Here is a 25,028-nt window from a genome sequence, read left to right on the forward strand (position 1 = left end):
CCCTGCCCCCAGGTCGCTGACCTGGGGGTTAGTGCCCCCGACGGGACTCGAACCCGCACTGAATCGATTTTAAGTCGACTGCCTCTGCCGGTTGGGCTACGGGGGCATGAGCAGCTTAAGCCCCCGTAGCTGCTACGACTTGGAAGCCCGCGTGAACTCTTCCTTCGGGTTGTTGATCTGACCCAGCGAGACGACCTCGCGGCGGAGCAGGCCGCCCAGGAGCCAGTCCAGCAAGATGCGGACCTTGCGGTTGAACGTCGGCATGGCCTTGACGTGGTACGCGCGGTGCATCAGCCAGGCGACGAAGCCCTTGACCTTGACGTTGAAGGTGTCCGCGACGCCCTTGTGCAGGCCGAGGCTCGCGACCGAGCCCACGTTCTTGTGGTAGTAGTCCACCGGCTGGCCGCCACGCAGCACCTTGATGATGTTCTTCGCCAGGTGCCTCGCCTGGCGCACCGCGTGCTGGGCGTTCGGCGGGCAGGTGGCCGTCGGGTCCTCCTCGGTGCGCGAGAGGTCCGGCACCGCGGCGATGTCGCCCGCCGTCCAGGCGTCCGGGTGGCCGACGACCTGCAGACCGGCCGTCGCCTGGAGCCTGCCGCGCTTGTCGATCGGGAGGTCCGAGTTCGCGAGCACCGGGTTCGCCTTGACACCGGCGGTCCAGATGATCGTGTCGCTCTCGAACTCCGTGCCGTCCGACAGCACCACGTGGCCGTTCTCGAACGACTTCGCGGCCGTCGAAAGGTAGACCTCGATGCCGCGCTTCTCGAGCTGCTCCACCGTCCAGACGCCGAGGGTCTCGCGGACCTCGGGCAGGATGCGGCCGGCCGCCTCGACAAGCACCCAGCGGATGTCGTCGGGCTGGATGTTCTCGTAGTAGCGCGTCGCGAAGCGGGTCATGTCCTCCAGCTCGGCGAGCGCCTCGATCCCGGCGAACCCACCGCCGACCACGGTGAACGTCAGCAGCCGCTTGCGCAGCTCGGGGTCGAGCGTGCTTGCGGCCTCGTCCAGCTTGGTGAGCACGTGGTTGCGGAGGTAGATCGCCTCACCGATGGTCTTGAAGGCGATGCCCTCCTCGGCCAGGCCGGGGATCGGCAGCAGCCGTGCGACCGAACCGAGCGCGACCACGAGGACGTCGTAGTTGAGCTGCTCGATGTGCCCGTCGGCGGCCTCGACCGTCACGGCCTTCCGCTCGTGCTCGATCTTGGTGACGCGCGCGGTCAGAACGTGGCAACGCCGGAGAGCCCTGCGCAGCGGCACGACCACGTGCCGCGGCTCGATGGACCCGGCAGCCGCCTCAGGGAGGAACGGCTGGTAGGTCATGTGCGGCTGAGGGTCGACCACGGTCACGGACGCCTCGTTGGCGCGGAGCTTCTTCTGAAGCCCCAGAGCCGTGTACAGGCCGACGTACCCGCCACCGAGAACGAGGATCCTCGTGGGTTCCGACTTGGCTGCCATGACTCCATGTTCGCACCGTGTCAAGCGAACCGCTCGTGGGCCCTGCCTGGCTGTGACCAGCGTCGCCACGTTACGCAAACGATTCAGTTGAGCCCCGCCAGTGACGCCGCTTTCGCGAAGATCTCCCGCAGCATCGCGGGGGTCAGCCTGCCGGTGAAGGTGTTCTGCTGTGAAACGTGATAGCACCCGAGGAGATGCAGGTCTGCGGGGCCTTCGAGGAGCAGGTGCACGCCGTGCCCGAAGCGCGGCCGCGGCCGCGGCACCGCCCACCCCGCGGCGGCCAGCACGGGCAGCAGCGCCTGCCACCCGAAGCCGCCGAGCACCACCACGGCGCGCAGCGTGGGCTTGAGCAAGTCGAGCTCACGTGCTAGCCACGCGCCGCACGTGTCGCGCTCGGCGGGCGTGGGCTTGTTGTCGGGCGGCGCGCAGTGGACGGGCGCGGTGATCCGCGTGCCGCGCAGGGTCAGCCCGTCGTCACGCCGGACCGATGTCGGCTGCGAGGCGAGGCCCACGTCGTAGAGGGCCTGGAAGAGCACGTCCCCGGAGCGGTCGCCGGTGAACATCCGCCCGGTGCGGTTGCCACCATGCGCGGCGGGAGCCAGGCCCACCACGGCCAGCGACGCGTCCGGCGGGCCGAACCCGGGCACCGGCCTGCCCCAGTAGGTCTCGCTCGCGTAGGAGGCGCGCTTGACCTCGGCGACGTGCTCGCGCCATTCCACCAGCCGGGGGCACGCACGGCACTCGCTCACCTGCCGGTCGAGCTCGGCCAGGGTCCTCGCCGTGATCACCACACGTCCATTGTCCCTTGATCTAGGTTGGACGCATGCCCGAGAAGACCACCAACGGCGAGACCGAGCACCCCGCGAACGGCGACGGCGCGAAGGCGGAACCCGCCGAACCCACCGACGACCTGGTGACCACACGGCACAGCCTCACCGTCAAACGCCGCAAGCTCGCCTACACCGCGCAGACCGGCCGGATCGTCCTCCGCAAGGAGATCCTCACCGACGGCAAGTTCGAGGGTCACAAACCCAAGGCCGAGGTGTTCGTCACCGCGTACACCCTCGACGGCGCGGACCCCGCGACGCGGCCGGTGACGTTCGCCTTCAACGGCGGGCCCGGCTCGTCGAGCATCTGGCTGCACCTCGGCGTGCTCGGCCCACGCCGGATCGTCTCGGGCGACGTGAACGACCCCGAACCGCCGCCGTACCGCCTCGCCGACAACCCCGACACCCTGCTGGCGCACAGCGACCTGGTGTTCATCGACCCGGTCTCCACGGGTTACTCGCGGGCGGCCGCCGGCGAGAAACCGAAGGACTACCACGGGTTCACGCCGGACGTGGAGTCGGTCGGCGAGGTGATCCGGCTGTGGACGTCACGCAACGAGCGGTGGCTCTCACCGAAGTTCGTGGCGGGCGAGTCCTACGGCACGCTGCGCGCGGCGGCCCTCGCGACACACCTGCAGGACCGGCACGGGCTCTACCTCAACGGACTGCTGCTGATCTCGTCGGTGCTCGACATGGGCACGATCGTCTTCAGCGAGGGCAACGACCTGCCGTACTCGCTGTACCTGCCGACGTACGCCGCGATCGCGCACTACCACGGCAAGCACGGCGACCGGCCGCTCGACGACGTCCTCGCCGAGGCCGAGGAGTTCGCCTCCCGCGACCTGCCGTGGGCACTCCAGCGCGGGGCCCGGCTCACCGAGGAGGAGCGCGCGGACGCGGTGTCGAGGCTCGCGTACCTCGCCGGGCTCTCGGAGTCCTATGTGGACCGAGTGAACCTGCGCATCGAGCACGTCCGGTTCTTCACCGAGCTGCTGCGCGACCAGGGGCTCACCACGGGCCGTATGGACGGCCGCTTCACCACGTGGGAGCCCGACGGTGGGCGCGAGCACATGAGCGACGACGCCTCGGTCTCGCGCATCATCGGCGCCTACTCCGCGGGCTTCAACCACTACGTGCGCGCGGAGCTCGGCTACTCCAACGACCTGCCGTACGAGATCCTCTCGCTCGACGTCAACCGCGCGTGGTCGTACTCCGACTTCGAGGGCCGTCCGGTGTCCGTTGTGGACGGTCTGGGCGCGGCGATGCGCGCCAACCCGCACCTGAAGGTCCACGTGGCGCTGGGGCACTACGACGGCGCCACTCCGTACTACGCGGCCGAGCACGTGCTCGCGCGCCTGCAGATCCCCGAGGAGCTGCGGGACAACGTCGAGACGGTGTACTACCCGGCGGGGCACATGATGTACGTCCACGAGCCCTCGCGCGTGCAGCAGTCGAAGGACCTGGCGAAGTTCGTGAAGTCCGCCGCCAACCGCTGACCCTTGATGCAGTGAAGGCCACCATGCCTGCGTGGAATCAACACTGCGGCGCGCAGCGCCTCCGTTCGGGTGGTGGTGGGAGACGGGCGGGCGCAGGCATGGTGGCCTTCACTGCGGTTGGGGTTACAGGTGGCGGGCGCCGTTCTTCACCGCGGCGTAGGCGTCAACGGCTCCGTGGCCGTAGAAGCCGTTGAACTCCGGGGTGCCCGTACAGGTCGCGGTGAACGACTCGTCTCGGCCCTCGTCGAGGTAGTCGACGGTGTTCGGCACGGGGCAGGCGATCTCCGCGGCGGTGCCGAGCAGCACCCGCTCCACGGCCTCCGGGTTCATCCCGAACCGCTTGCCCCAGCCGTGGCCGTACTCCGACACGATCAGCGCGGCGACCCCGCTCGCGTGCGGCGCGGCCATCGACGTGCCCTGCAGGTACTGGTAGTACCCGACCGTGCCGTCGGCGGCGGTCGCCTTCTGGACGCCGAGTTCCATGCCCTGCGGCGTGATGTCGCCCTTGGCGTCCACGTTGCCCTCCGCGACCGCGACGTTGCGCGGATAGGCGGAGAGGATCATGTTCTCGTTGGCCCGGAACCAGTCCGTGCCGAAGTAGTCCCGGTAGTAGCCGCCCGGCGCGGACACCGAGATCTGCTCCGTGCCGTAGTTGGAGTAGTCGGCCTTGGACTGAGACGGACCGAACGAGGACACCGAGATCGTGTGCGCGCCCTCAGTGGGCATCGAGAGGCACGTCGTGTTGTCGATGTCGCGCTCGTGCTCGTTGCCGGCCGGGTAGTTCGGGCTGCTGGCGTCCGGCTGCGGCGCGCCGAGGTCGGCGTGCTGGTTGCCGAGCGCGACGACCTGCGTGACGCCCTTGCGGTGGGCGTACTTCAGCGCGCGGTTCACGGCCTCCACCGTCATGCGCTGCGCCGCCTGCTGCTCCGGCGAGTCGGCCGGGTTGGCCGCGCAGTTGTACAACCACGGATCCACGTAGAACGACATGTTGATCACGTCCACGCCCGCGTCTCCCGCGTAGGTGATCGCGTCGACCACCGGCTGCAGGAAGAAGTACCCGGCGTCCTGTCCGGCCCGCAGGTTCACGAGCGTGACGCCGGGCGCGACACCCGAGATGCCCGTGCCGTTCGCTGCGGCCGCGATCGTGCCCGCCACGTGCGTGCCGTGCCCGTTGTCGTCGTGGTCGACCGGGTCGACGCAGCCGCGGAACTCGCACGGCCCGTCCACCTCATTGCCGTTCGGGTCCGCGGGGATGTCGCGCACGAAGTTGCGCGAGGTCTTGCGGTCGAAGTTCGGCGCGAGGTCGGGATGGGTGCCGTCGACACCGGTGTCGATCACGCCGACCTTGACCCGCTCGTCGCCGGGCTGCACGGTCCTGGCCAGGTCGGAACGAACGGACTTCAGGCCCCAGAGCTTGTCGTCGAGCGGATCGGTGCCCACGGGCCTCGAGGTCGGCCGCTTCGCCCGCGCCGGGGCGGGCTCGACGTGCTGGTTCTCCTTCTCCACCGCGTCGTGCGGCCTGCCGGAGCCGTCCTGCCTCGGCGCCTCGCCGATCGGGCGGGCCTCGGCAGCGCCGTAGACGGCGGGGTCCGCGGACACGCGCTCCGTGAAGCCGTTGGCCGGCGCGGTCGCCGTGATCAGGCCGGTGGCCGGGTTCGTGCGGAGCACGGTGCCCCCGGCGTCACGCACCGCCTGTGCGGCGTCGGCGGCGCTGCTGCCCGCCTCGGCGAGCACGGTGAACTCGGTGGCCGGTCCGGACAGGGCGGGCTGCGCCGTCGCGACGGGGGCGGTGACGCCCACGACACCGCCGATGAGCGGCACGGCCAGCGCGGCGGCAAGGAGCCTTGGTCTTCTCACTCGGTTCCTCCTCGAAAAGCGATGAGAGGAACCTATGGCCCCGGTGCCCTCGGGTGGGCGAAAAACCAACGAAAGTCGGGTCAGGCGAGGGAAAGCGCGATGCCGTCGAGGATGTCGTGCTCGCTGACCACGAGGTCGGCGGGCCCGCCGCGCTGCGCGAGCTGTTCGGCGAGCACCTGCACGATCAGCGCACCGCCGCCGATGACGTCCACGCGCCCGGGGTGGATCACGGGGTTCGCCGCCCGCGCGTCGTGGTCGGCCGCGAGCAGCCCGCTCGCGATGCGGTCGATGTCGGCCCTGGCGAGCCGCGAGAGGTGCGTGCGCTCGGAGTCGTACTCCGGCAGCTCCTGCGCGACCGCCGAGAGCGTGGTGACCGTGCCGGCCACACCGATCCACGTTCGCGCCTTCGACACGTCGACGGCGGCGAAGGCATCGGCGAGCACCTCGGCGGCCAGCTCGCGGCCTGCCGCGATCTCCTCGGCCGTCGGAGGGTCGCTGCGCAGGGTCCGCTCGGTGATCCGGACGCAGCCGATGTCCACCGAGCGCGCGGCGAACACGTCGGCGCGCTGCCCGTCCCACGTGCCGAGCACCAGTTCGGTGGAGCCGCCGCCGACATCCACGACCAGGAACGGCCCGTCGTCCGGATCCTGCTCCCCCACCGCGCCGGTGAACGACAGCCGCGCCTCCTCGTCTCCCGTGATCACCTCGGCCTCGACGCCGAGCACGTCGCGGGTCATCGCGAAGAAGTCCTCACGGTTGCTCGCGTCGCGCGTGGCCGACGTCGCCACCATGCGCACCTTCTCCACGCCCTTGCGCCGCGCGGCGATCGTGTACGCCGCCAACGCCTCGCGCGTGCGCTCCAGCGCCTCGGGCGCGAGCCGCCCGGTGGCGTCGACGCCCTGGCCGAGCCGCACGATCCGCATCTCCCGGTGCAGGTCGCGCAGGTCGACACTGCCGTCGTGGCGGTGCGTCAGCTCGGCGACGAGCAGGCGGATGGAGTTCGTTCCACAGTCGATGGCGGCTACGCGTGGCATGCGCTCACCCTAGTGTCCTCGGCGCCACCTCCCCGGTCGTGGTCGTGGGCGTGGTCGTGGTCGTGGTCGTCGGCGGGGTGGTGGTCTCGCAGTTCGGCGGCGTCGGGCTCGGCGAGGTCGTCTCCGTTGGCGAGGCCGGCGTCGTCGTGGGCGGCGGCTCGCACGTGTCCGTGGTGGTCGGCGGTGTCGTCGTCGTGGTGCCGGGCGGCGGGCCGGTCTCGCTCGGCAGTTGCGTGCCCGGAGGAGGCGAACCGGGCGGCGTGGTGCCGGTGCCGCCCGTCGACGGCGGTGGGGCGCCCGGCGCGGCCGGTGGCGGCGCGACCGGTGACGGCGCCTCGGTGGCGACCACCTGCGGCACGGCGAGCGGCACCCGGCTGTCCGGCACGGTCGCGACGCCGTCGCGGTACGCCTGCGCCCAGAGGATCACGGTCTCGACGTAGGTGTCGGAGTTGTTGTACCGGTAGAGCGCGGCGCGCAGCTGGTCGTCCTTGGCGAGATCCAGCCCGCCCGAGCAGAGGTAGCGGCCGGTGGCCACGGTCGCGTCGAAGATGTTGTTCGGATCGCGGACGCCGTCGCCGTTGCCGTCGGCGCCGTAGCGGGCCCAGGTGGCCGGGATGAACTGGGTGGGACCGACCGCGCGGTCCCAGGTGGTGTCGCCGTCGTAGCGGCCGCCGTCGGTGTCGGGGATCGCGGCGACCGGGCCGACGCCGTTGAGCACGGGGCCGAGGATGGGCTCCAGCGTGTCGCCGTTCGGTCTCACGTAGCCGCCGCGCGCGTGGTTCGACTCGATGCGCCCGATGCTCGCGATCAGCGCCCAGTCGATGTGGCAGGCGGGGAACTCGGCGCCGACGACGCGGGCGGCATTGCGGTACGCCTCGAGCGCCGTGCTCGGGATGCCGAGTGGGCCGGGAGAGGGAAGTTCGTAGGCGGTCAGGTCTTCGGGATCGGGAGCGTCCGGCAGGCTTCCGTCCACACCGATCTGGCCGGGCTCCGGCGGGTAACCGCCCTCGAGGGCCATGGTCCCCGAGTACTCGGTGGCGGCCGTGTTCACCCACTGGGCCGCCGTCTCGCTCACCAGCGCCGCGGGAAGCACGGCGAGTGCTCCGCCGAGCGCGGCGGCGAAAGCCTTGTGCCGCAGGCCGAATCTCCGGAAGACGCCGAGTGTGCGGCTCGCGTCCACGGCCTGCCCCCCTTACCCGCGTTCCTGGCGATGACGTGGGGTAAGCCTGCCTCAACGGGAAGCGGGAATCAGCCGCTGTCAGCGAATTCTCAGCAGGATTGCTCCGTCTGGACCAATGGAGCGCAGTCTCCTGAGGGCCAACCCTCCGTTCGCAACAGCTCCAGCGTCTCGTCGCCGAACGGGTTCACGCCGGGGCCGCACGCGAGCGTGTGCGCGAGGTGGACGTGCAGGCACTTGACGCGGCCGGGCATGCCGCCCGCGCTCACCTCGTGGCCGAGCGGGTCGATCGCGTCGCGCTGGGCCAAATAGGACTCGTGCGCGCGCTGGTACGCGGCGGCCAGATCGGGGTCCTCGCCGAGCCGTGCCGTCATCTCCTTCATGAGCCCGGACGCCTCGAGCTTGCCGACGAGCGACGTGAGGGTGGGGCAAGTCAGGTAGTAGAGCGTGGGAAACGGCGTGCCGTCCTCCAGCCGGGGACTGGTCTGCACCACGTTCGGATGCCCGCTTGGGCACCGGGCCGCGACTGCGCGCAACGCCCTCGGCGGCCTGCCCAGCTGTTGCGCGATGATCTCCCGGTCCGCGTCGGTCACGGGCTCGAAATCGGTCTCATTCACCCTTGGTCACGCTATCCCACAACATCTCGTACCAGGCCAAGCCCTGAGCCGGGGCGCTCTCGTCGCCCTCGGGCCGTTGCTCGGACTGCTTGTCCTCCGGCAGCTGCACCATGTACGGCGTCTCGCCGGGCATCACGTAGCGGAGCCTGCGCCTGGCCTCGGCCTCCACCTGCGCCGGGTCGCTCAGCTCCGCCTTGCGCGCCTCCAGCTCCGCCACCTGCTGCTCCAGCTCCGCTTGCCGCGCTTCCTCCGCGGCGACGTCGGCGCGCTGGGACAGGTACGTGCGCAGCGGCACGGCGATCGTGAACGCGAGCGCGCACACGACGATCGCGACGACCGCCGCCCGCCTCGTGGTGGACATGCCGAGCACCTTCGCGGCGCCCGACGCCCGTGTCGCGGTCAGACCCCGGCGCAGGCGCGACCTACGGTCCTCGCGCCGGGCACGCTGAGGACGGCGGGGCGACGAACTCTGCGCCCGTCCCCCGCCTCGCCTGCCGCGCGCCCTGCCCCGCTCGGCCACTTGTCTGCTCAGCTCTCCGGGGTGAATCTCGGGAAGGCCAGGTCGCCGGCATAACGCGCGGCGTCCGCCAGGGTCTCCTCGATCCGCAGCAGCTGGTTGTACTTGGCCACGCGCTCGCTGCGCGCGGGAGCACCGGTCTTGATCTGGCCAACGCCCGTTGCCACGGCGAGGTCGGCGATCGTCGTGTCCTCGGTCTCGCCGGAGCGGTGGCTCATCATGCACTTGTAGCCGTACGACGTGGCCAGCGTCACCGCGTCCAGCGTCTCCGACAGCGTGCCGATCTGGTTGACCTTCACCAGCAGCGCGTTCGCCGCGCGGCGGGAGATGCCCTCCTCGAGCCGGTCGGGGTTGGTGACGAACAGGTCGTCGCCGACCAGCTGCACGCGCTCGCCCAGCTCCGAGGTGAGCCGCACCCAGCCGTCCCAGTCGTCCTCGGACAGCGGGTCCTCGATCGACACCAGCGGGTAGCTGTCCACCAGCTCGGTGTAGTAGCCGATGAGCTGCTCGGCGCTGCGCTTGGAGCCCTCGAAGGTGTAGGCGCCGTCGTCGAAGAACTCGGTGGCGGCCACGTCCAGTGCGAGCGCGATCTCGCTGCCCGGCTTGTAGCCGGCCTTCTCGATCGCGGTGACGATGATGTCGAGCGCCTCGCGGTTGTTCGACAGGTTCGGCGCGAAGCCGCCCTCGTCACCGAGGCCGGTGGAGAGCCCGCGGCCCTTGAGTACCGACTTCAGCGAGTGGTAGACCTCGGTGCCCCAGCGCAGCGCCTCGCGGAACGAGTCGGCGCCGATCGGCGCGATCATGAACTCCTGGATGTCCACGTCGGTGTCGGCGTGCGCACCGCCGTTCAGGATGTTCAGCATCGGGACCGGCAGCACGTGCGCGTTCGGCCCGCCGAGGTAGCGGAAGAGCTCCAGCTCGGCCGAGTCCGCGGCGGCCTTCGCGACGGCAAGCGAGACGCCGAGGATGGCGTTGGCGCCCAGCCGCGACTTGTCCGGCGTCCCGTCGAGGTCCAGCAGCTTCTGGTCGACGATGCGCTGGTCGACGGCGTCCACGCCGACCAGGTCGGGGCTGATCTCGTCGAGAACGGCCGCGACAGCGCGCTCGACGCCCTTGCCGTTGTAGCGCTTGGCGTCGCCGTCCCGCAGCTCCACGGCCTCGTGCTCACCGGTCGACGCGCCCGAGGGGACCGCTGCCCGCGCCAGCGTCCCGTCGTCGAGGGCGACCTCCACCTCGACGGTCGGGTTGCCGCGAGAGTCCAGAATCTCGCGTGCGCCCACCTGCTCGATAACCGCCACGCCTTGCTCCTCACCGGGTAGTGCCTGCGACGACGGCACCAGCGTAGCCGCATGCGGTGGTCACCCGTTGGAGGCACGCACTCAGTCCGCGATACGGACCGTCATTGATCTTCGGGACGGATCTCCTGCCAGCCGGCCGGCAGCTCGACGGTGTCGGAGACGCGCTGCCAGAACGCCCAGCTGTTGCCGCCGATGTCCTGCACGGTGAACAGCCTGGCGCCGTAGGGCTGGTCCTGAGGCCTGGTGACCTCCACCTGTTCGCCGACGGCCTCGCACACCCGCTCGTACTGCGCGTCGACGTCGTCGACGTACACCACGTTGAGCTGGCCGACGGGACCGTCGACGCCCTTGCTCTCCCAGTAGTCGGCTCCGACGCACGTGAGCTGGATCTCGGCCGAGCCCGCGATGACGGTGGCCTGGAAGACCTCACCCGCCGCGTCGACGTAGCGGACCTTCTCCTCGAACCCGAAGACGCGGGTCAGCCACTCCAGAGCCTCGGTCGCGTCGGTGTAGTACAGGTACGGCGCGAGGCCGAGATACCTCGGGTCTTCGTCGCTCATGACGGGGTAGTCCACCACATGGGACAACCGGCCCCGGCACTCACCCCGCCTCGGGCGCCCCGCACGTGTTGACATCGGGGATCGGTTTCGTGTGATCGAAGTACTCCGGCGGGCGCCTCGAGTCGGGCAGCCCGAGCGCCGTCAGGTCGCTGTAGGCGGGCGCGAGCAGGCCCTTTCGCATCGCCTCGCACGACATCGAGTACGTGAACGACTCGGCGCCGTCGAGGAAGTAGCCGCGGTCCCGCGGGACCCACCGCTCGCCCTCGTACAGCAGGTACGACACGTCGGCACGGAACATGGCGACGAGGTCGAGCGGGGCGAGCGCCTCACGCGGGTCGTCCACGTCGAAGGCGTAGGCGAACACGTAGTTGGTGCGCACGCGCAGCGCCCCCGGTGCGTCCCCCGGCTCGGCGGTCATGGCGCCCCTGATCCTCGGCTCCGCCGCGAGCAGGCGGAAGCCAGGCGCGATGCGGGTCGCGTAGCGAGAGGGCCACTCCGCCTCCCGGAACTGGTGGCGGATCTCCTCACGCTGGCCCTCGGCGAGCAGGGCGAGGAAGGGTTCCACGTCGCCGTGTTCGAGCATCCTGGGGTCGAGGCGGGAGGCGACGATCATGGCCTTGACCTCCTCGTACGCCCTGGCGACCCGCTCGGCGGTGAAATCGCCGACGGCGACGGCCCTCGGCACGACGATGGCGTCGGCGCCCTCGGCCCAGTCGTGCGCGGGGGTTTCCGCGAACGGGCGGTTCAGGTCGATCGGGTCGGCCGTCGGCCGGTCGGCGTAGGTGCCGACGGGCTTGTCGTCACGAGCCTGCTGGATGTAGTAGATGCCGCCGCCCGCGAGGGCGAGCACCACCGCGACGAGCGCGATCGCGCGGGTGCGCCGGAACCGCTTCTTCGGCCGCTGCCCCCAGGTCTCGACCTGCTTCTTACGGACCTTCTTCGCCTCCCGGCGTCCCTTCCTGGCGCCCTTGCGCGCGTTGCGCTCGGCCTGCCGGACCCACTCGGGATCTCGCAGATCGGGATTTTCGAACGGATCCGGCTCCACCGGTGCCTCCAACTGAGTGATCACGAAAACGTCCGTTGATCGGCGGCACAGCGGTTCTCGTTAGCGGAAACGGGTGGATCATGGCCGTTTCGAGATCTTGGCGAGGGTCGAGAAACGGTGCTCTCGGAGGTACCGTCGAGAGAATCATGGTTGACGAGGAGCCAGTACCGGCGCCTTCGGGCGAAGCACGGTTCCGCGCGTTCCGTCAGGCAGAGGCGCTCGTCCAGCGGCGGCGCCCGCTCGACGCGCTGAAGGCACTGGAACCGGTGCTCGACGCGGAGCCGGACAAACCAAGCGTGCAACTGCTCGCCGGCCGGGCGTACTTCCACTCCGCGCAGCTCAACCGGGCCGAACAGGCGTTGACGCGGGTGGTGGAGATGGATCCCTCCGATCACTACGCCCGCTTCGTACTGGGCAGGACGTTGCAGCGCCTCGGCCGGTTGGTCGAGGCGCTCGCACAGTTGCGGATGGCGTCGGCGATGAACCCCGTGCCGGAGTACCAGGACGCGATCGGCGAGGTCAGCGCCCGCCTCGCATTGGGCAACACCTAGCGCGCATCCGCAGTGAAGGCCACCTTCACTGCGTTCAACGCAGGCATGGTGGCCTTCACTGCGGTCAACGCCGGTCGGTCGGCTCACCGCGGCCGGGTCGCCTCCGCGTAGCCGTCGGCGCCGCTGAAGACGTCCTGGCCGTAGTCGACCGAGCGGTTGTAGGCGAGCACGGCGTCCCACCAGCCCTGCGGCGTGGCGAGGTCGCGGCCCTGCGCGCACAGGTACCTGGCCGCCGCGAGTGCCGCGTCGTCGATGTCCTGCGGGTCCGGCTCGGCGCCGTCGCTGGTCGCCCGCGCTCCCCAGCGTTCCCACGTCTCCGGCAGGAACTGCATGGGCCCGACCGCGCGATCCCACGAGATGTCGGCGTCGAGCCTGCCGTCGTCGGTGTCGCGGATCTCGCGCACACCCGGCGAGCCGTCCAGCGCGATGCCGATGATCGGCCGCTCGGGCCTGCCGTCGTCGCCGATGCTGTTGCCGTCGAGGCTGCCGTGCCGCGACTCGACCCGGCCGATGCCGGCGAGCGTGCCCCACGAGAGCCGGCACTCGGGCCGTTCGCCGCGCAGCCACATCTCCGCCCTGCCGTAGGCGGCGGCGACGCGCGCCGGGATGCCCGTGGCGTCGGCGACCCGTTCGGCCCAAGCGTCGAGCTCGGCCTGGTCGGAGGCTCTCGGCCGGTCGACCGGGGCGGCGAGCGCCGCTCTCGGCACGGTCTCGTGCGAGCGCGGGCGCTGGTCGGGGATCACCAGCGCGGCGTCGCGCTCGTTCTCCTCCTTGCGCACGCCGATGGTGAGGATCAACGTCAGGCCCGTCGCCACGACCAGGAGCGTGAGCGCGAGCCGGGCGAGGGCGGGCCGGGGTAACGGGCTGCGATGCCCGTCCGGCACGCGTGGTCGCCCGGACGGGGTGGGCTCGGTCACCCGGTCAGGTTACGTGGACTGGACCGGCCAGAAACGGCGCCACCCGTCCGCGTCGAGGGCCGCCGGGTCGAACCCGGCCTCGCGGGCCGCCCGCTCGGCGGCCCGGACGTCGTTGGCGAACGCCTTCGCCACCGCGCGCAGCGTGCCCTCGGGGTCGACCCCGCCCCGCCGCGCGCCCGCCGCGATGCGGAACAGCTTCGAGCCCTCGTCGGCGCCGGAGGGCAACAGGTCGTACGGCAGCCCGGCGCGACCCGTGCGGTGCCCGAGCTTCCCGGCCAGCGCGGCGGCGGGCTGACCGAGTGCCACACCATCCACAATGGACTCACGGCGCTTTTCGGCCTGTTTGAGCTCCTCCCACCGCACCTGCTGGCGCTCGGCGGTGTGCACGGCCTCGGAGCCAGAGAACACGTTGGGATGCCTGCCGACGAGCTTGGCGACGAGCTCACCCGCCACCTCGTCGATGTCGAACGGGTCGGTCTCGTGCTCGGCGGCGACCCGCGCGTGGAACAGCACCTGCAGGAGCACGTCGCCCAGCTCCTCGCGCAGCGCGGCGCGGTCGCCCTCCTCGATCGCGTCGAGCAGCTCGTACGTCTCCTCGACGAGGTACTGCCGCAGCGAGTCGTGCGTCTGCGCGGCATCCCACGGGCAGCCGCCCGGCGAGCGCAGGCGGTCCATCACCTCGGCGGCCTCCGCGAGTGGTGGCACGGGGGTTTCGACCACGGTCGCGCCGGCGGCGAGGAGAGCGGCGGCACCCGGCACGTCCGTGCTGGTCGTGATGAGCACGACCCCGGAGTGCCGCGTCAGCTCCGCTGGCTGCGGCGCGGGTTTCGCGTCGAGTGCCGTGCGGGTCACCTCGGGCAGGTCGGCGGCGGCGAAGACGTGCTCGGCCTGCCTCAGCGCGGTCAGTGCCGCGGCAGGGAGCACCGCCGGCAGTGCGGGAGAGACGAGCACCACCGTCGGGGAAAGCCAGGTCATGGCTGCACGGTACGGGACTGGAGCTGGTAACCGGAAAGCTCGCCCTCGCTGGCCGCGGGCGAGAGGGCCGTGGCGTCCCACACGCCATAGCGGGGGTTCACGCGCACGCCGAGCTCGTCCGCGATGGGCTGCAGCAGCCGCAGGCCCGCGAAGTAGAGGTACTGCGGGTCGGCCTGTGCCGTGGAGGCCGAGCCGTCGCCGGCGGAGACGTTGCGCTCCTGGACCAGAGCCACCAGCCACTCCGCCTGCTCCTGGCTGGGCTGGATCACCAGCACCGAGCCTTCCGAGGCGCCGAACACCGCGCTCGCCGCGATCTCGGGTTGGTTCTGCAGGGTCTGTGCCATCGGCAACTCGCTGTCGATCAGCTGGTTGCCGCTCTGGCGAACGATCTGCTCGACGCGGCCGGGGTCCGCGGCGATGTCGCGGCCGATCTCCAGCGCCTGGTCCTTCGCGGTCGCGCCGGGGCTCTCGGTGACGATCGAGGTGCCGACGAGCCGCACGGACACGCGGTCGACGTAGTGCTGCGCGAGCTGCTGCAGCAGAACTTGATCGGTCGCGAGCTCGCGGACCCGCTCGGGGATCACGCCCGCGCCCCTGGCGACCGCGTCGACGCCGCCGCTGCCCTCGATGAGCGCGTCGACCTCGGCGGGATCGGCCCGAAGGCCCTCGCGCTCCGCGGCGATCATGGTGAGTTCGTGGATGATCCGGCTGCGCACCACCTCGCGCGCCTGCAGGTCGAGCTTGCGCTGCTCCTGCGCCTGCTCGGCCTCGGGCACGTTGTCCAGCAGCCAGCGGACCTCCTGCTGGACGTCCTCCAGCGGGATCGAGCGGTCACCGATGATCGCGGCGGAGCCGACCTGGCTCGGTCCGGATCCACAGCCGGCGAGCACGAGACCGGCGACAACGGCGGTGAGGAGCGTGACGGGGCGGCGAATGATCCGGATCACAGCGCGTACCCTCTCACACCCCCGGGTGGGCCTCGCAACCGAGCACGCGGTCGAGGTGATAACGCATCGTCGCCATCGCCTGCTCGCTCGACGTCTGTCCGAACGCGACCTTGATGCCGAGGCTGTCGGCGAGCGACCAGACGACGCGCGCCTCCTGCTCTGGGTCGAGCCCGGCGGGCGCCCGCCCCTCCGCCTGCGCGGTGCGGACCACGTGGGCGGCCAGGTCGTGCAGCACGGCGTCGTCGCCGAACAGGACCTCGAAGACCTCGGCGTTCTCCTGCGCCCGCGCGTAGTAGGCGACGCTCGCGCGGATCACCTGGCGCGTCTCGGGGTGGTCTCCGAGCACCTCGTCGATCGCGGCGCGCAGCACCTGCTCCTCGCCGACCTCGTCGGGCAGGCGGCGCAGCCGATCGGCGATGCGGGTCTCCATGCGCCGCATCGCGAGGCGCACGCCGTGCAGCAGCATCTCCTCCTTGGTGCGGAAGTAGTGCTGCACGCGGCCCATCGAGACCCCGGCCTCGGCGGCGACCTCGCGCAGGCTCACGGCCTCCAGGCCCGACCGCGCCGCCAGCCGCAGCACGGCGGCGGCGATCCCGGCTCGCTGCGCTTCGACGTCGACCTTCCTCGGCACGCCGTCAGCGTAGCAATGCGATCGCATTGACACCGCGAGCGTGCCGCTTTTACGATGCGATCGCATTGACATGGGGGGAGGCACGATGGCACAGGAACGCACCGGCACGGCCAACGGCCTGCAGGGAATAGTCGCGTTCGCCGGGATCATGCTGGGGGTGATCCCGCTTGCGGGCTGGCTGATCGCGGGCAGGCACAGCGGACCGTTCCGGCTGGTCTTCGGCGAACAGCGGGGGGCACTCGGCTACGTCGTGCCGCTGCTGGTGATCCTGGGCGCGGTCGTCGTCATCGCCGCGCTGGAGGCGTGGAAGAAACGCGCCTGATCACACGCCCGCGGGCTGCTTCGTCAGCGACGTCAGCAGCTTCGTGCACCAGTCGAGCAGGGCCTCGTCCCGCAGCGGAGGAGCACCGATGCGGCCGCCCGCACCACCCTCCGTGGGCTTCGGCACCGACACCGTGTGCGTCACCGCCTTGTAGACCGCCTTCGGGTACAGCCGCTTCAGTCGCACCAGCTGCGAGTCGGCCAGCTCCAGCGGCGTGAACCGCAGGTTGTTGCCCTGCATGGTCACCTCGGTGACACCCGCGTCGCGGCACGCCTGGCGGAACGCCGCCACCGCGAGCAGCCTGCGCACCGGCTCAGGCGGCTGGCCGTAGCGGTCGATCAGCTCGTCCAGCACCGCGTCGAGGCCATCCTTGTCGGAAGCCGCCGCGATCTTGCGGTACGCCTCCAGCCGCAGCCGCTCGCCGGGCACGTAGTCATGCGGGATGTGGGCGTCCACCGGCAGGTCCACCCGCACCTCGGTGGGCGCGGCGTCCTCCTCGGCCGCGCCGCCCGCGCCCGCGTGCTTGCGGAAGACGTCCACCGCCTCGCCGACGAGCCGGACGTAGAGGTCGAAGCCGACGCCCGCGATGTGCCCGGACTGCTCGGCGCCGAGGATGTTGCCCGCGCCGCGGATCTCCAGGTCCTTCATGGCCACCGCCATGCCCGAGCCCAGCTCGGTGTTCTGCGCGATGGTGGCGAGCCGGTCGTGCGCGGTCTCGGTCAACGGCGACTCCGGCGGGTACAGGAAGTAGGCGTAGCCGCGCTCCCGGCCCCGGCCGACGCGGCCGCGCAGCTGGTGCAGCTGGGCAAGGCCGAGCAGGTCGCCGCGCTCGACGATCAGCGTGTTGGCGTTGGAGATGTCCAGCCCGGTCTCGACGATCGTGGTGCACACGAGCACGTCGAACTCGCGCTCCCAGAAGCCCTGGATGATCTGCTCGAGGCGGTGCTCGTTCATCTGGCCGTGCGCGGTCACCACGCGCGCCTCGGGCACCAGCTCGCGCAGCCGCCGCGCCGCCTTCTCGATCGAGGAGACGCGGTTGTGCACGAAGAACACCTGGCCGTCCCGCAGCAGCTCGCGCCGGATCGCCGCGGCGACCTGCTTGTCGTCGTAGGCGCCGACGTAGGTCAGGATCGGGTGCCGGTCCTCGGGCGGCGTCAGGATCGTCGACATCTCCCGGATCCCGGCCATGCTCATCTCCAGCGTGCGCGGGATCGGCGTCGCCGACATCGTCAGCACGTCGACGTGGGTGCGCAGCGCCTTGATGTGCTCCTTGTGCTCGACGCCGAACCGCTGCTCCTCGTCCACGATCACCAGACCGAGGTCCTTGTACCGCACGCCGGTCTGCAGCAGCCGGTGCGTGCCGATCACGATGTCGACCTCGCCGGAGGCCAGTCCCTCCAGCGTCTTCTCCGACTCGGCGGGCTCGGTGAACCGGGAGAGGCCCTTGATCGTCACCGGGAACGAGCGCATGCGCTCGGAGAACGTGTTCAGGTGCTGCTGCGCGAGCAGGGTCGTCGGCACGAGCACCACCACCTGCTTGCCGTCCTGCACCGCCTTGAACGCCGCGCGCACCGCGATCTCGGTCTTGCCGTATCCGACGTCACCGCAGATCACCCGGTCCATCGGCACGCCGCGCTCCATGTCGGCCTTGACCTCGTCGATGGCGCCGAGCTGGTCGGCGGTCTCCACGAACGGGAACGCGTCCTCCAGCTCCCGCTGCCACGGAGTGTCCTGCCCGAAAGCGTGGCCGGGCGCGGCCTGGCGGGCGGCGTAGAGCTGCACGAGCTCGGCGGCGATCTCCTTGACCGCCTTGCGCGCCTTGGCCTTGGTGTTCTTCCAGTCGGAGCCGCCGAGCTTGTTCAGCGTCGGCAGCTCGCCGCCGACGTAGCGCGACACCTCGTCGAGCTGGTCGGTGGGCACGAAAAGGCGGTCGCCGGGGTGCCCGCGCTTCGACGGCGCGTACTCCAGCACCAGGTACTCACGCGTCGCCCCACCGACGGTGCGCTGCACCATCTCCACGAACCGGCCGATGCCGTGCTGGTCGTGCACCACGTAGTCGCCGGACTTGAGCGCGATGGGGTCCACCGCGTTGCGACGGCGCGACGGCATCTTCGTGTTCAGGTCGCGGGTGGAGCGGCCCGCGGTGGCGCCCCGGCCGGTGATGTCGGCCTCGCTGAGCACCACGAGCGCCGACTCCGGCGCCACGAAGCCCTCCGTGAGACCGCCGCACGTGACCGTGACGACGCCTGCCTTGGGCGGCTCGGTGAGGCTCTCGACCTGCGTCGCGGGCACCTCGGCGGCGGAGAGCTGTTCGACCGCACGCGTCGCCGTGCCGGCACCGGCCACCACCACGACGGCGCTGCCGCCCGCCGCGGTGTGGGCGCGCAGGTCGGTGCTCACGCGCTCCAGCTCACCCCGGTAGGCGGGCGCGCCCTCGATGGCGACGTGGTGCACGTCCTGCTCGCTGGTGAGCTGCGACAGCGTCCACCACGCCCGGCCGGTGTCGGCCGCGTGGGTGCGCACCTCGGAGAGACTCCGGTACGCCGACGCGCCGAGGTCGATCGGCGCCGCGCCTCCCCCGGCCGCGCTCATCCACGACGCCTCCAGGAACTCCTGGCCGGTGCGCACCAGGTCACCCGCGCGGGCGCGGATCTTCTCCGGGTCGGTGAGCACCACGTGGGCGCCCTCCGGCATGGCGTCGGTGAGCAGCTCCAGCTCGCCTTCGCACAGCACCGGGATGAGGGCCTCCATGCCCTCGCAGGGGATGCCGTCGGCGAGCTTGGTGAGCATCTCCGCGAGATGCGCGTCGGCCGCATGCACCTCGGCGAGCTTGGCCGCGCGGGCCTTGACGTCGGCCGTCAGCAGCAGCTCGCGGCACGGCGGCGCGGTGACCCCTGCGATCTCGCCCGGCAGCGACCGCTGGTCGGAGACCGCGAACGCGCGGATCTCACTCACCTCGTCACCCCAGAACTCGATGCGGTGCGGGTGCTCGTCGGTGGGCGCGAAGATGTCGAGGATGCCGCCGCGGACGGCGAACTCGCCGCGCTTCTCGACCATGTCCACGCGCGTGTAGGCCAGCTCGACGAGCCGTTCGAGCACGGCCTCGAACTCGCTCTCCTCGCCGACCTTCAGCTCGATCGGGGCGAGGCTGCCGAGACCGGGCGCCATCGGCTGGATGAGGCTGCGCACGGTGGCCACGACCACGCGCAGGCCGCCGTGGTCCGGCTGTGCGAGCCGGTGCAGCACGGCGAGCCGCTTGCCGACGGTGTCGGCCCTCGGCGAGAGCCGCTCGTGCGGCAGCGTCTCCCAGGACGGGAAGTCGGCGACCACGTCGGCGCCGAGGAAGCTGCCGAGCGCAGCCGTGAGCTCCTCGGCCTCCCTGCCGGTGGCCGTCACCGCGAGCACCGGCCTGCCCGCGCCCTGGTCGGAGGCCAGCGCGGCGAGCACGAGCTGGCGCGTCGCCGGTGCGCCGTCGAGGTCGAGCAGCGGCGCGCCCGCGCGCTCGACCACGCCGCGCAGCGCGGGATCAGGAAGAACAGCGGAGAGCAGCCCGGACAGCGACGGCGCGTGCGAGTCGGCCACGAATTCCCCTCACCTGTGTAAGAACCACACGAGAACAGACCCCTGCCCGGGACGAGGATGCGGCAGGGGCTCTCGCTCTCCAGGGTATGCGGTTCACCGCGACCCGACGTGCTATGGGGGCAGACTGTCTCCATGCGCGCGCGAAAGATCGCCATTGTCGGCTTCGCCCTGCTCGCAGGAATCACCACGTCCTGCACGGGGGACGCCGCCGAGCCCACCACCGACCCGAGCACGCCGCAGGCTCCGCCGACCGCCAACAGCTCGCAGGCGGGTGTGCCCGCGCTCCGCGTCGAGGAGGTGGCCGGCGGACTCGAACACGGGTGGGACCTCGGCTTCCTGCCCGACGGCCGGATACTCGTCACCGAGCGGCCCGCCCGGTTCAAGCTGATAGACGACGGCGCCGTGAGCGAGGTGCGCGCCGACCTCTCCAGCGTGCACGTCGTGGGCGAGGGCGGCCTGATGGGCCTGGTGGTGCACCCGGACTTCGAGCGGTCGCGGCAGTTCACGACGTGCCAGACGCACCAGGAGAACGGGCAGGCCGTGGACGTCCGCCTGGTCACGTGGGCCCTTTCGGAGGACGGCACGAGCGCGAACCGGGTGCGCGACCTGCTCACCGGGCTGCCGGTGAACGACAGTGGCCGGCACTCGGGCTGCCGCCCGACGATCGCTCAGGACGGGGCCCTTCTCGTTGGCACCGGCGACATCGCCGAGGACCCGACGATCCCGCAGGACCGCACCAGCCTCGGCGGCAAGGTGCTGCGCATCGACCTGCGCACGGGCGAAGGCCTGCCGGACAACCCGTTCGCGTCCTCGGCGGACGCGAACGAACGCCGCGTCTACACCTACGGGCACCGCAACGTGCAGGGCGTGGCCGTGCGGCCCGGCACGGGCCAGGTGTTCATGTCCGAGCACGGCCCGACGGGCTTCGACGAGATGAACCGCTCACAGGCCGGCGCGAACTACGGCTGGGACCCCTCGCAGGGCGGCACGGTCGACTTCTACGACGAGGACGTGCCGATGACCGACCTGGAGCGCTTCCCCGACGCGGTCCCTCCACTGTGGACGTCCGGAGAGACGTCGACCGAGGCGCCCTCTGGCGCGGCGTTCCTCTCCGGTGAGCAGTGGGGCGCCCTCGACGGCCGCCTCGCCGTGGTGGCGCTGCGCGGGCAGAAGGTGCTGCTGTTCCAGCTCAACGAGGAAGGGACCGAGGTGACCGAACTGGCCCTGCCGACGGAGCTGAACAACTCCTACGGCAGGCTGCGCGGCGTGCGCACGGGCCCAGACGGCGCGCTGTACATCACCACGTCGGAAGGCTCCGACGACAAGCTGCTGCGCGTAAAACCAACCTGACAAGGCCCACCCCACCCCGGCCCCCCGGCCCACCCCGTCCGCAGTGAAGGCCACCTTCATTGCGTTGAACGCAGTGAAGGTGGCCTTCACTGCGGATGGGCGCGCTCACGAATCGGTCAGGCGCAGTTTCGGTTTGTGTTCCAGGTGCGAGAGGCCGTTCCACGCGAGGTTCACCAGGTGGGCGGCCACCTCGTCGCGCTTGGGCTTGCGCGCGTCGAGCCACCACTGACCCGTGAGCGCCACCATGCCGACCAGCGCCTGCGCGTACAGGGGCGCGAGCTTGCCGTCGTAGCCGCGCGCCGAGAACTCCTTGCCGAGGATGTGCTCGACCTGGCTGGCGATGTCGTTGAGCAGGGTCGAGAACGTGCCCGTGGAGCTGGCCACCGGGGAGTCGCGCACGAGGATGCGGAACCCGTCGTGGGACTCCTCGACGTAGCTGAGCAGCGCCACCGCGGCCTGCTCCAGCATCGCCCTGGGGTGCCCACCGTGCAAAGTGGACACCATGCGGTCGAGCAGCAGCTGGGTCTCGCGGTCGACCACGACGGCGTAGATGCCCTCCTTGCCGCCGAAGTGCTCGTAGACGACGGGCTTGGACACGTTCGCGCGGTGGGCGATCTCCTCGATCGAGGCGCCGTCGAAACCCTTCTCGGCGAAGAGCGCGCGGGCGACGTTGAGCAGCTGCTGCCTGCGTTCGGTGCCCGTCATCCGCACCCTGGGCACCGGGGCGTTCGGCCGCGCCCCGGCAGCCTCACGCCTGGCTCGCCGTCTCCCTGCCACTTGGAAAGAGTAGCTGCGGCGTGCAGCGCCTCCGTTCGGGTGGTGGCGGGAGACGGGCGGGCCTCACGGCAGCATCCGGCGCGGCTACTTCGCCGCGACCGAGAGCTTCTCCAGCCTGGTCGGGGTCGGCCAGCGCACGTTGTACGCCCAGCCGAACTTCTCGAACAGCCAGATGAGGCGCGCCGAGATGTCGATCTGACCCCGCTTGACGCCGTGCCGCGCGGACGTCGGGTCGGCGTGGTGCAGGTTGTGCCACGACTCACCGAACGACAGGATCGCCAGCGGCCAGAAGTTCGCCGACCGGTCACGCGCCGCGAAGGGCCGCTCGCCGATCATGTGGCAGATCGAGTTCACCGACCACGTCACGTGGTGCAGCACGCAGACCCGCACGAGCCCGGCCCAGAAGAACGCCGTGACCCCGCCCCAGAGCGACCACGTCACGAGCCCGCCGATGATGCCCGGCAGCACCAGCGACAGCAGGGTCCACAGCCAGAACAGCTCGTCGACCTTCTTGAGCGCGCTGTCCTTGAGGAGATCCGGCGCGAACCGCTCGGCGTTGCTCTTGTCGCGCTCGAACAGCCAGCCCATGTGGGCGTGCCAGAAGCCCTTGGCGATCGCCAGCGGCGACGTGCCGAACAGCCACGGCGAGTGCGGGTCGCCCTCGCGGTCGGAGAAAGCGTGGTGCCTGCGGTGGTCGGCCACCCACGTGATCAGCGGACCCTGGACGGCCATGCTGCCCGCGATGGCCATCACGACCCGCAGCCACGGCTTCGCCTTGAACGAGCCGTGCGTGAAGTGGCGGTGGAACGACACGGTGATCCCGAGCCCGGAGACCGCGTAGAACACCACGAACAGGGCCACGTCGACCCAGGTCAGCCCCCAGCCCCAGGCGAAGGGCACGGCGGCGATCAGCGCGGCGAGCGGAGCGATGACGCCGAAGTACACCGCGAACTGGACACCTGGGCCGCGTTTGCCGTCGAGAATCGGTTTGGGGCCCTTGGCGGGAGCGGGGGAACCTTCGAGCGTCGCCGTCATGCGCGTCACTTCTTTCCACGAACAGACCTTGGCAAGGGTCACCTTACCTACGTTTCCGTAAGTTACGGTACAGGAGGTTTGACGGCCTTGGGAGAGGCCGAAAGCAGCGTCTTCACCCCTTGCCAGTACCCAATCTCTGACTGGCTATCCTGACCAGGCGCGATCCGCCGTAGTGTAATTGGCAGCACTTCAGATTTTGGTTCTGACAGTCCAGGTTCGAGCCCTGGCGGCGGAGCAACGGAGTTTCGGGTGGCCCGTAGGGGGTGTGTGGCGGCTGCACGGCGAGGAGCTTGACGCGGCTGAGACGCGCCGCCCGGCGTTGGGTGACATGTCCGACGCCTGGCTGCTGGGGCGCGCCCGCGAGCTGATCGCCGCCGTGCAGCGCACCGAGCGCACCGAGCAGCTCAAGGTCATCCAGACCCTCGACGAGCTGCTCGACGAGACCCAGCGCAGGGGCGAGCCAGTTCTGGTCGCGCAGCTGCTGAGGGCCGCCGCGCTCGCCCGGCTCGTCACCCGCGGCATGGTCGACGAGGCCGAGCAGCTGCTCGACGAGATGCTCGCCCACACCAAGCGGCACGGCCTCGCGCTGCTCAGGGCCGACGCACACGCGCTGCGGGGCAGACGGCTCGTGCTGGCCGGCCAGGAGGACGCCGCGCTCACCGAGATCGCCAGAGCGCTGGCCCTGCTCGACGACGCGCCGAGCGCCGACCTGCAGATGGGCAGGCGAGCGTGGGACCGGCTGCTGTCGTCCGCGCTCAACGACTGCTGGATCGTGCTCAACCAGCTCGGCGTGTACGAGGCCGCCGAAGAGGTCATCACGCGCGCCCACCAGGCGATCCGCGACAGCGCGGGCCCGCACGAGATCACGCTGCAGCTGATGAACCGCGTGAAGATGCTGCTCGGCTGGGGCCTGCGACTCGAACGGGTCGGGCGCTACGACGAGGCCGGGGAGAAGTTCCGCACCGCCGCCTCGATGGCGATCGCCGTGGAGGCTCCGTTCGCGGAGTCGCTGTTCCCCCGCGAGGCCGGCGTGCCCGCGGTGGACCAGGTCGGCGTGCTCGCCGCGTCGCTGGCCTTCGCCGCCCCCAACGCCGCGCACATCGAGCGGCTGCGGCGCCTGCACGGCACGCAGGGCTACCCGCACGAGAACATCCTGGTCACCATCGCGCTGTCCCGCTGCCTGGAGGTCGACGGCCTGCGCGACGAGGCGCTCGACGTGCTGCTGGAGGCACGGCACACGCAAGCCGAGGACAACTCGCAGCCGTCCATGCGCCTCAACCTCGTGCGCGAGCTCGCCCGGATCGGGAACAGCGATCCGGACGACCCCGCCGGCGACGCGGTCGCCTCCGTCGAGCCGGAGAGCAAGCCGACGAGCCCGCTCGCCGACTACGCGGCGACGCTGGAGGCCGAGCTGTGGTCGCTGCGCGAGTCGCAGATCGCCACCCTCAACACCCGTCGCGAGCACGAGCGCCTCTCCGCGGAGCACGGCGCGATCACCCAGCAGGCACTCCAGGACCCGCTCACCGGCCTGCCCAACCGGCGCGCGCTGGACGAGCGGCTGCGCTCGCTGGCCGCCTCCGCGATGGCCCAGCCCCTCGCGGTCGCGCTGGTCGACCTCGACGGCTTCAAGGACGTCAACGACCAACACTCGCACGCCGAGGGCGACGACGTGCTGCGGGTGGTCGCCAGCACGCTGCGTGACGCGCTGCGCGGCGACGACATCGTCGCCCGCTACGGCGGCGACGAGTTCATCGTGCTGCTGCCGGGCGCCCCGCTGTCGGCGGCGACACAGGCGCTGAACCGCTCGGTCAAGGCGGTCGCGTCGCTGCCCCACCACCTCTCGCACGGGGTGACCCTGTCGGTGGGACTCGTCTCCCTGCGCCCGCAGGAGCGCGCCGAGGAGGTGCTCTCGCGCGCCGACGCGGCGATGTACCAGGCGAAACGCCGTGGCGGCAACCAGATCGCCTCGTCGCCGCAGCCCGGCGGCGAGCCCGAGGAACAGCCGGTGGACGACCCCACGTTCGACGCGCGCGAGCACACGTAGGATCGTGGCCCGGT

The 25,028-nt window shown here is 71.0% G+C and carries 22 protein-coding genes and 2 tRNA genes; 6 read left to right on the plus strand and 18 right to left on the minus strand.

The window, feature by feature from the left end:
- Window positions 1–32: 32 nt before the first annotated feature.
- The 3 genes from FCN18_RS32405 to FCN18_RS32415 all read right to left on the minus strand — a co-directional run bounded on the left by FCN18_RS32405 (window position 33) and on the right by FCN18_RS32415 (window position 2,246).
- A tRNA-Leu gene (locus FCN18_RS32405) sits at window positions 33–106 on the minus strand.
- A gap of 26 nt (window positions 107–132) precedes the next feature.
- Window positions 133–1,455, minus strand: coding sequence for an NAD(P)/FAD-dependent oxidoreductase (locus FCN18_RS32410; protein WP_112270750.1), 1,323 nt, complete (start codon window positions 1,453–1,455; stop codon window positions 133–135).
- An 83-nt stretch (window positions 1,456–1,538) separates the two neighbouring features.
- A complete protein-coding gene (locus FCN18_RS32415) occupies window positions 1,539–2,246 on the minus strand; it encodes a uracil-DNA glycosylase (RefSeq protein WP_112270748.1) in 708 nt (235 codons plus the stop codon).
- A gap of 32 nt (window positions 2,247–2,278) precedes the next feature.
- Here FCN18_RS32415 and FCN18_RS32420 point away from each other — a divergent pair, with 32 nt between their 5' ends.
- Window positions 2,279–3,778, plus strand: coding sequence for a S10 family peptidase (locus FCN18_RS32420; RefSeq protein WP_112270746.1), 1,500 nt, complete (start codon window positions 2,279–2,281; stop codon window positions 3,776–3,778).
- A 123-nt stretch (window positions 3,779–3,901) separates the two neighbouring features.
- Here the strand turns inward: FCN18_RS32420 and FCN18_RS32425 are convergent, their stop codons facing one another.
- The 8 genes from FCN18_RS32425 to FCN18_RS32460 all read right to left on the minus strand — a co-directional run bounded on the left by FCN18_RS32425 (window position 3,902) and on the right by FCN18_RS32460 (window position 11,907).
- A complete protein-coding gene (locus FCN18_RS32425) occupies window positions 3,902–5,635 on the minus strand; it encodes a S8 family serine peptidase (RefSeq protein ID WP_113645020.1) in 1,734 nt (577 codons plus the stop codon).
- Between the two features lie 80 nt (window positions 5,636–5,715).
- Window positions 5,716–6,669, minus strand: coding sequence for a Ppx/GppA phosphatase family protein (locus tag FCN18_RS32430; RefSeq protein WP_112270743.1), 954 nt, complete (start codon window positions 6,667–6,669; stop codon window positions 5,716–5,718).
- A gap of 4 nt (window positions 6,670–6,673) precedes the next feature.
- Window positions 6,674–7,849 (minus strand): lytic transglycosylase domain-containing protein, encoded by a 1,176-nt coding sequence (locus FCN18_RS32435; protein WP_137096898.1) that lies wholly within the window; start codon window positions 7,847–7,849, stop codon window positions 6,674–6,676.
- Window positions 7,850–7,938: 89 nt separating this feature from the next.
- Window positions 7,939–8,439 (minus strand): DUF501 domain-containing protein, encoded by a 501-nt coding sequence (locus FCN18_RS32440; protein WP_137096925.1) that lies wholly within the window; start codon window positions 8,437–8,439, stop codon window positions 7,939–7,941.
- Between the two features lie 16 nt (window positions 8,440–8,455).
- Window positions 8,456–8,983 (minus strand): FtsB family cell division protein, encoded by a 528-nt coding sequence (locus FCN18_RS32445; RefSeq protein ID WP_112270737.1) that lies wholly within the window; start codon window positions 8,981–8,983, stop codon window positions 8,456–8,458.
- A gap of 8 nt (window positions 8,984–8,991) precedes the next feature.
- Window positions 8,992–10,278 carry a phosphopyruvate hydratase gene (eno, locus tag FCN18_RS32450; RefSeq protein WP_113645022.1) on the minus strand — a complete coding sequence of 429 codons (1,287 nt, stop codon included), beginning with the start codon at window positions 10,276–10,278 and terminating at the stop codon, window positions 8,992–8,994.
- Window positions 10,279–10,379: 101 nt separating this feature from the next.
- Window positions 10,380–10,838, minus strand: coding sequence for a VOC family protein (locus tag FCN18_RS32455; protein WP_112271276.1), 459 nt, complete (start codon window positions 10,836–10,838; stop codon window positions 10,380–10,382).
- Window positions 10,839–10,878: 40 nt separating this feature from the next.
- Window positions 10,879–11,907 carry a hypothetical protein gene (locus tag FCN18_RS32460; protein ID WP_228714246.1) on the minus strand — a complete coding sequence of 343 codons (1,029 nt, stop codon included), beginning with the start codon at window positions 11,905–11,907 and terminating at the stop codon, window positions 10,879–10,881.
- A 122-nt stretch (window positions 11,908–12,029) separates the two neighbouring features.
- On the opposite strand from FCN18_RS32460, the gene FCN18_RS32465 reads away from it, so the two are divergent.
- Window positions 12,030–12,434 (plus strand): tetratricopeptide repeat protein, encoded by a 405-nt coding sequence (locus FCN18_RS32465; protein WP_110343109.1) that lies wholly within the window; start codon window positions 12,030–12,032, stop codon window positions 12,432–12,434.
- 83 nt (window positions 12,435–12,517) lie between these two features.
- Here FCN18_RS32465 and FCN18_RS32470 read toward each other — a convergent pair whose 3' ends face one another.
- From FCN18_RS32470 to FCN18_RS32485, 4 genes are all read right to left on the minus strand, one after another.
- Window positions 12,518–13,249: a lysozyme family protein gene (locus FCN18_RS32470; protein WP_112271272.1), complete on the minus strand. Its 732-nt coding sequence runs from the start codon at window positions 13,247–13,249 to the stop codon at window positions 12,518–12,520.
- A gap of 111 nt (window positions 13,250–13,360) precedes the next feature.
- Window positions 13,361–14,326, minus strand: coding sequence for a MazG family protein (locus tag FCN18_RS32475; RefSeq protein WP_137096899.1), 966 nt, complete (start codon window positions 14,324–14,326; stop codon window positions 13,361–13,363).
- Window positions 14,323–15,273, minus strand: a complete 951-nt coding sequence (locus FCN18_RS32480; protein ID WP_137096900.1) for a SurA N-terminal domain-containing protein — start codon at window positions 15,271–15,273, stop codon at window positions 14,323–14,325. The genes FCN18_RS32475 and FCN18_RS32480 overlap by 4 nt, the downstream gene beginning before the upstream one ends.
- A gap of 13 nt (window positions 15,274–15,286) precedes the next feature.
- Window positions 15,287–15,904: a TetR/AcrR family transcriptional regulator gene (locus FCN18_RS32485; RefSeq protein WP_158303210.1), complete on the minus strand. Its 618-nt coding sequence runs from the start codon at window positions 15,902–15,904 to the stop codon at window positions 15,287–15,289.
- Between the two features lie 85 nt (window positions 15,905–15,989).
- Between FCN18_RS32485 and FCN18_RS39285 the strand changes: the two genes are divergently transcribed.
- On the plus strand, window positions 15,990–16,226 hold the full coding sequence (locus FCN18_RS39285; protein WP_112270728.1) for a hypothetical protein: 237 nt from the start codon (window positions 15,990–15,992) through the stop codon (window positions 16,224–16,226).
- On the opposite strand, the gene mfd is transcribed toward FCN18_RS39285, so the two are convergent.
- Complete coding sequence (mfd, locus tag FCN18_RS32490; RefSeq protein ID WP_112270726.1) at window positions 16,227–19,808, minus strand: transcription-repair coupling factor; 3,582 nt, start codon at window positions 19,806–19,808, stop codon at window positions 16,227–16,229.
- 132 nt (window positions 19,809–19,940) lie between these two features.
- On the opposite strand from mfd, the gene FCN18_RS32495 reads away from it, so the two are divergent.
- A complete protein-coding gene (locus FCN18_RS32495; RefSeq protein WP_137096902.1) occupies window positions 19,941–21,158 on the plus strand; it encodes a PQQ-dependent sugar dehydrogenase in 1,218 nt (405 codons plus the stop codon).
- Window positions 21,159–21,263: 105 nt separating this feature from the next.
- Here FCN18_RS32495 and FCN18_RS32500 read toward each other — a convergent pair whose 3' ends face one another.
- Together FCN18_RS32500 and FCN18_RS32505 are read right to left on the minus strand one after the other, a co-directional pair.
- Window positions 21,264–21,863 (minus strand): TetR/AcrR family transcriptional regulator, encoded by a 600-nt coding sequence (locus FCN18_RS32500; protein WP_112270722.1) that lies wholly within the window; start codon window positions 21,861–21,863, stop codon window positions 21,264–21,266.
- 156 nt (window positions 21,864–22,019) lie between these two features.
- On the minus strand, window positions 22,020–22,970 hold the full coding sequence (locus FCN18_RS32505) for an acyl-CoA desaturase (protein WP_113645027.1): 951 nt from the start codon (window positions 22,968–22,970) through the stop codon (window positions 22,020–22,022).
- 163 nt (window positions 22,971–23,133) lie between these two features.
- Here FCN18_RS32505 and FCN18_RS32510 point away from each other — a divergent pair.
- Window positions 23,134–23,205 (plus strand) — tRNA-Gln (locus FCN18_RS32510).
- Between the two features lie 93 nt (window positions 23,206–23,298).
- Window positions 23,299–25,014 carry a GGDEF domain-containing protein gene (locus tag FCN18_RS32515; protein ID WP_112271268.1) on the plus strand — a complete coding sequence of 572 codons (1,716 nt, stop codon included), beginning with the start codon at window positions 23,299–23,301 and terminating at the stop codon, window positions 25,012–25,014.
- Window positions 25,015–25,028: the final 14 nt, after the last annotated feature.

The sequence above is a fragment of the Prauserella endophytica genome, assembly GCF_005146945.1.
Taxonomy (GTDB): Bacteria; Actinomycetota; Actinomycetes; order Mycobacteriales; family Pseudonocardiaceae; genus Prauserella_A; species Prauserella_A endophytica.

What these genes read in the sequence shown, in the direction of transcription:
- FCN18_RS32410 (WP_112270750.1), bottom strand. Translation starts at nt 1,455, where the DNA reads ATGGCAGCCAAGTCGGAACCCACGAGGATCCTCGTTCTCGGTGGCGGG.
- FCN18_RS32420 (WP_112270746.1), top strand. Translation starts at nt 2,279, where the DNA reads ATGCCCGAGAAGACCACCAACGGCGAGACCGAGCACCCCGCGAACGGC.
- FCN18_RS32430 (WP_112270743.1), bottom strand. Translation starts at nt 6,669, where the DNA reads ATGCCACGCGTAGCCGCCATCGACTGTGGAACGAACTCCATCCGCCTG.
- FCN18_RS32455 (WP_112271276.1), bottom strand. Translation starts at nt 10,838, where the DNA reads ATGAGCGACGAAGACCCGAGGTATCTCGGCCTCGCGCCGTACCTGTAC.
- FCN18_RS32465 (WP_110343109.1), top strand. Translation starts at nt 12,030, where the DNA reads ATGGTTGACGAGGAGCCAGTACCGGCGCCTTCGGGCGAAGCACGGTTC.
- FCN18_RS32475 (WP_137096899.1), bottom strand. Translation starts at nt 14,326, where the DNA reads ATGACCTGGCTTTCCCCGACGGTGGTGCTCGTCTCTCCCGCACTGCCG.
- FCN18_RS39285 (WP_112270728.1), top strand. Translation starts at nt 15,990, where the DNA reads ATGGCACAGGAACGCACCGGCACGGCCAACGGCCTGCAGGGAATAGTC.
- FCN18_RS32495 (WP_137096902.1), top strand. Translation starts at nt 19,941, where the DNA reads ATGCGCGCGCGAAAGATCGCCATTGTCGGCTTCGCCCTGCTCGCAGGA.
- FCN18_RS32500 (WP_112270722.1), bottom strand. Translation starts at nt 21,863, where the DNA reads ATGACGGGCACCGAACGCAGGCAGCAGCTGCTCAACGTCGCCCGCGCG.
- FCN18_RS32505 (WP_113645027.1), bottom strand. Translation starts at nt 22,970, where the DNA reads ATGACGGCGACGCTCGAAGGTTCCCCCGCTCCCGCCAAGGGCCCCAAA.
- FCN18_RS32515 (WP_112271268.1), top strand. Translation starts at nt 23,299, where the DNA reads ATGTCCGACGCCTGGCTGCTGGGGCGCGCCCGCGAGCTGATCGCCGCC.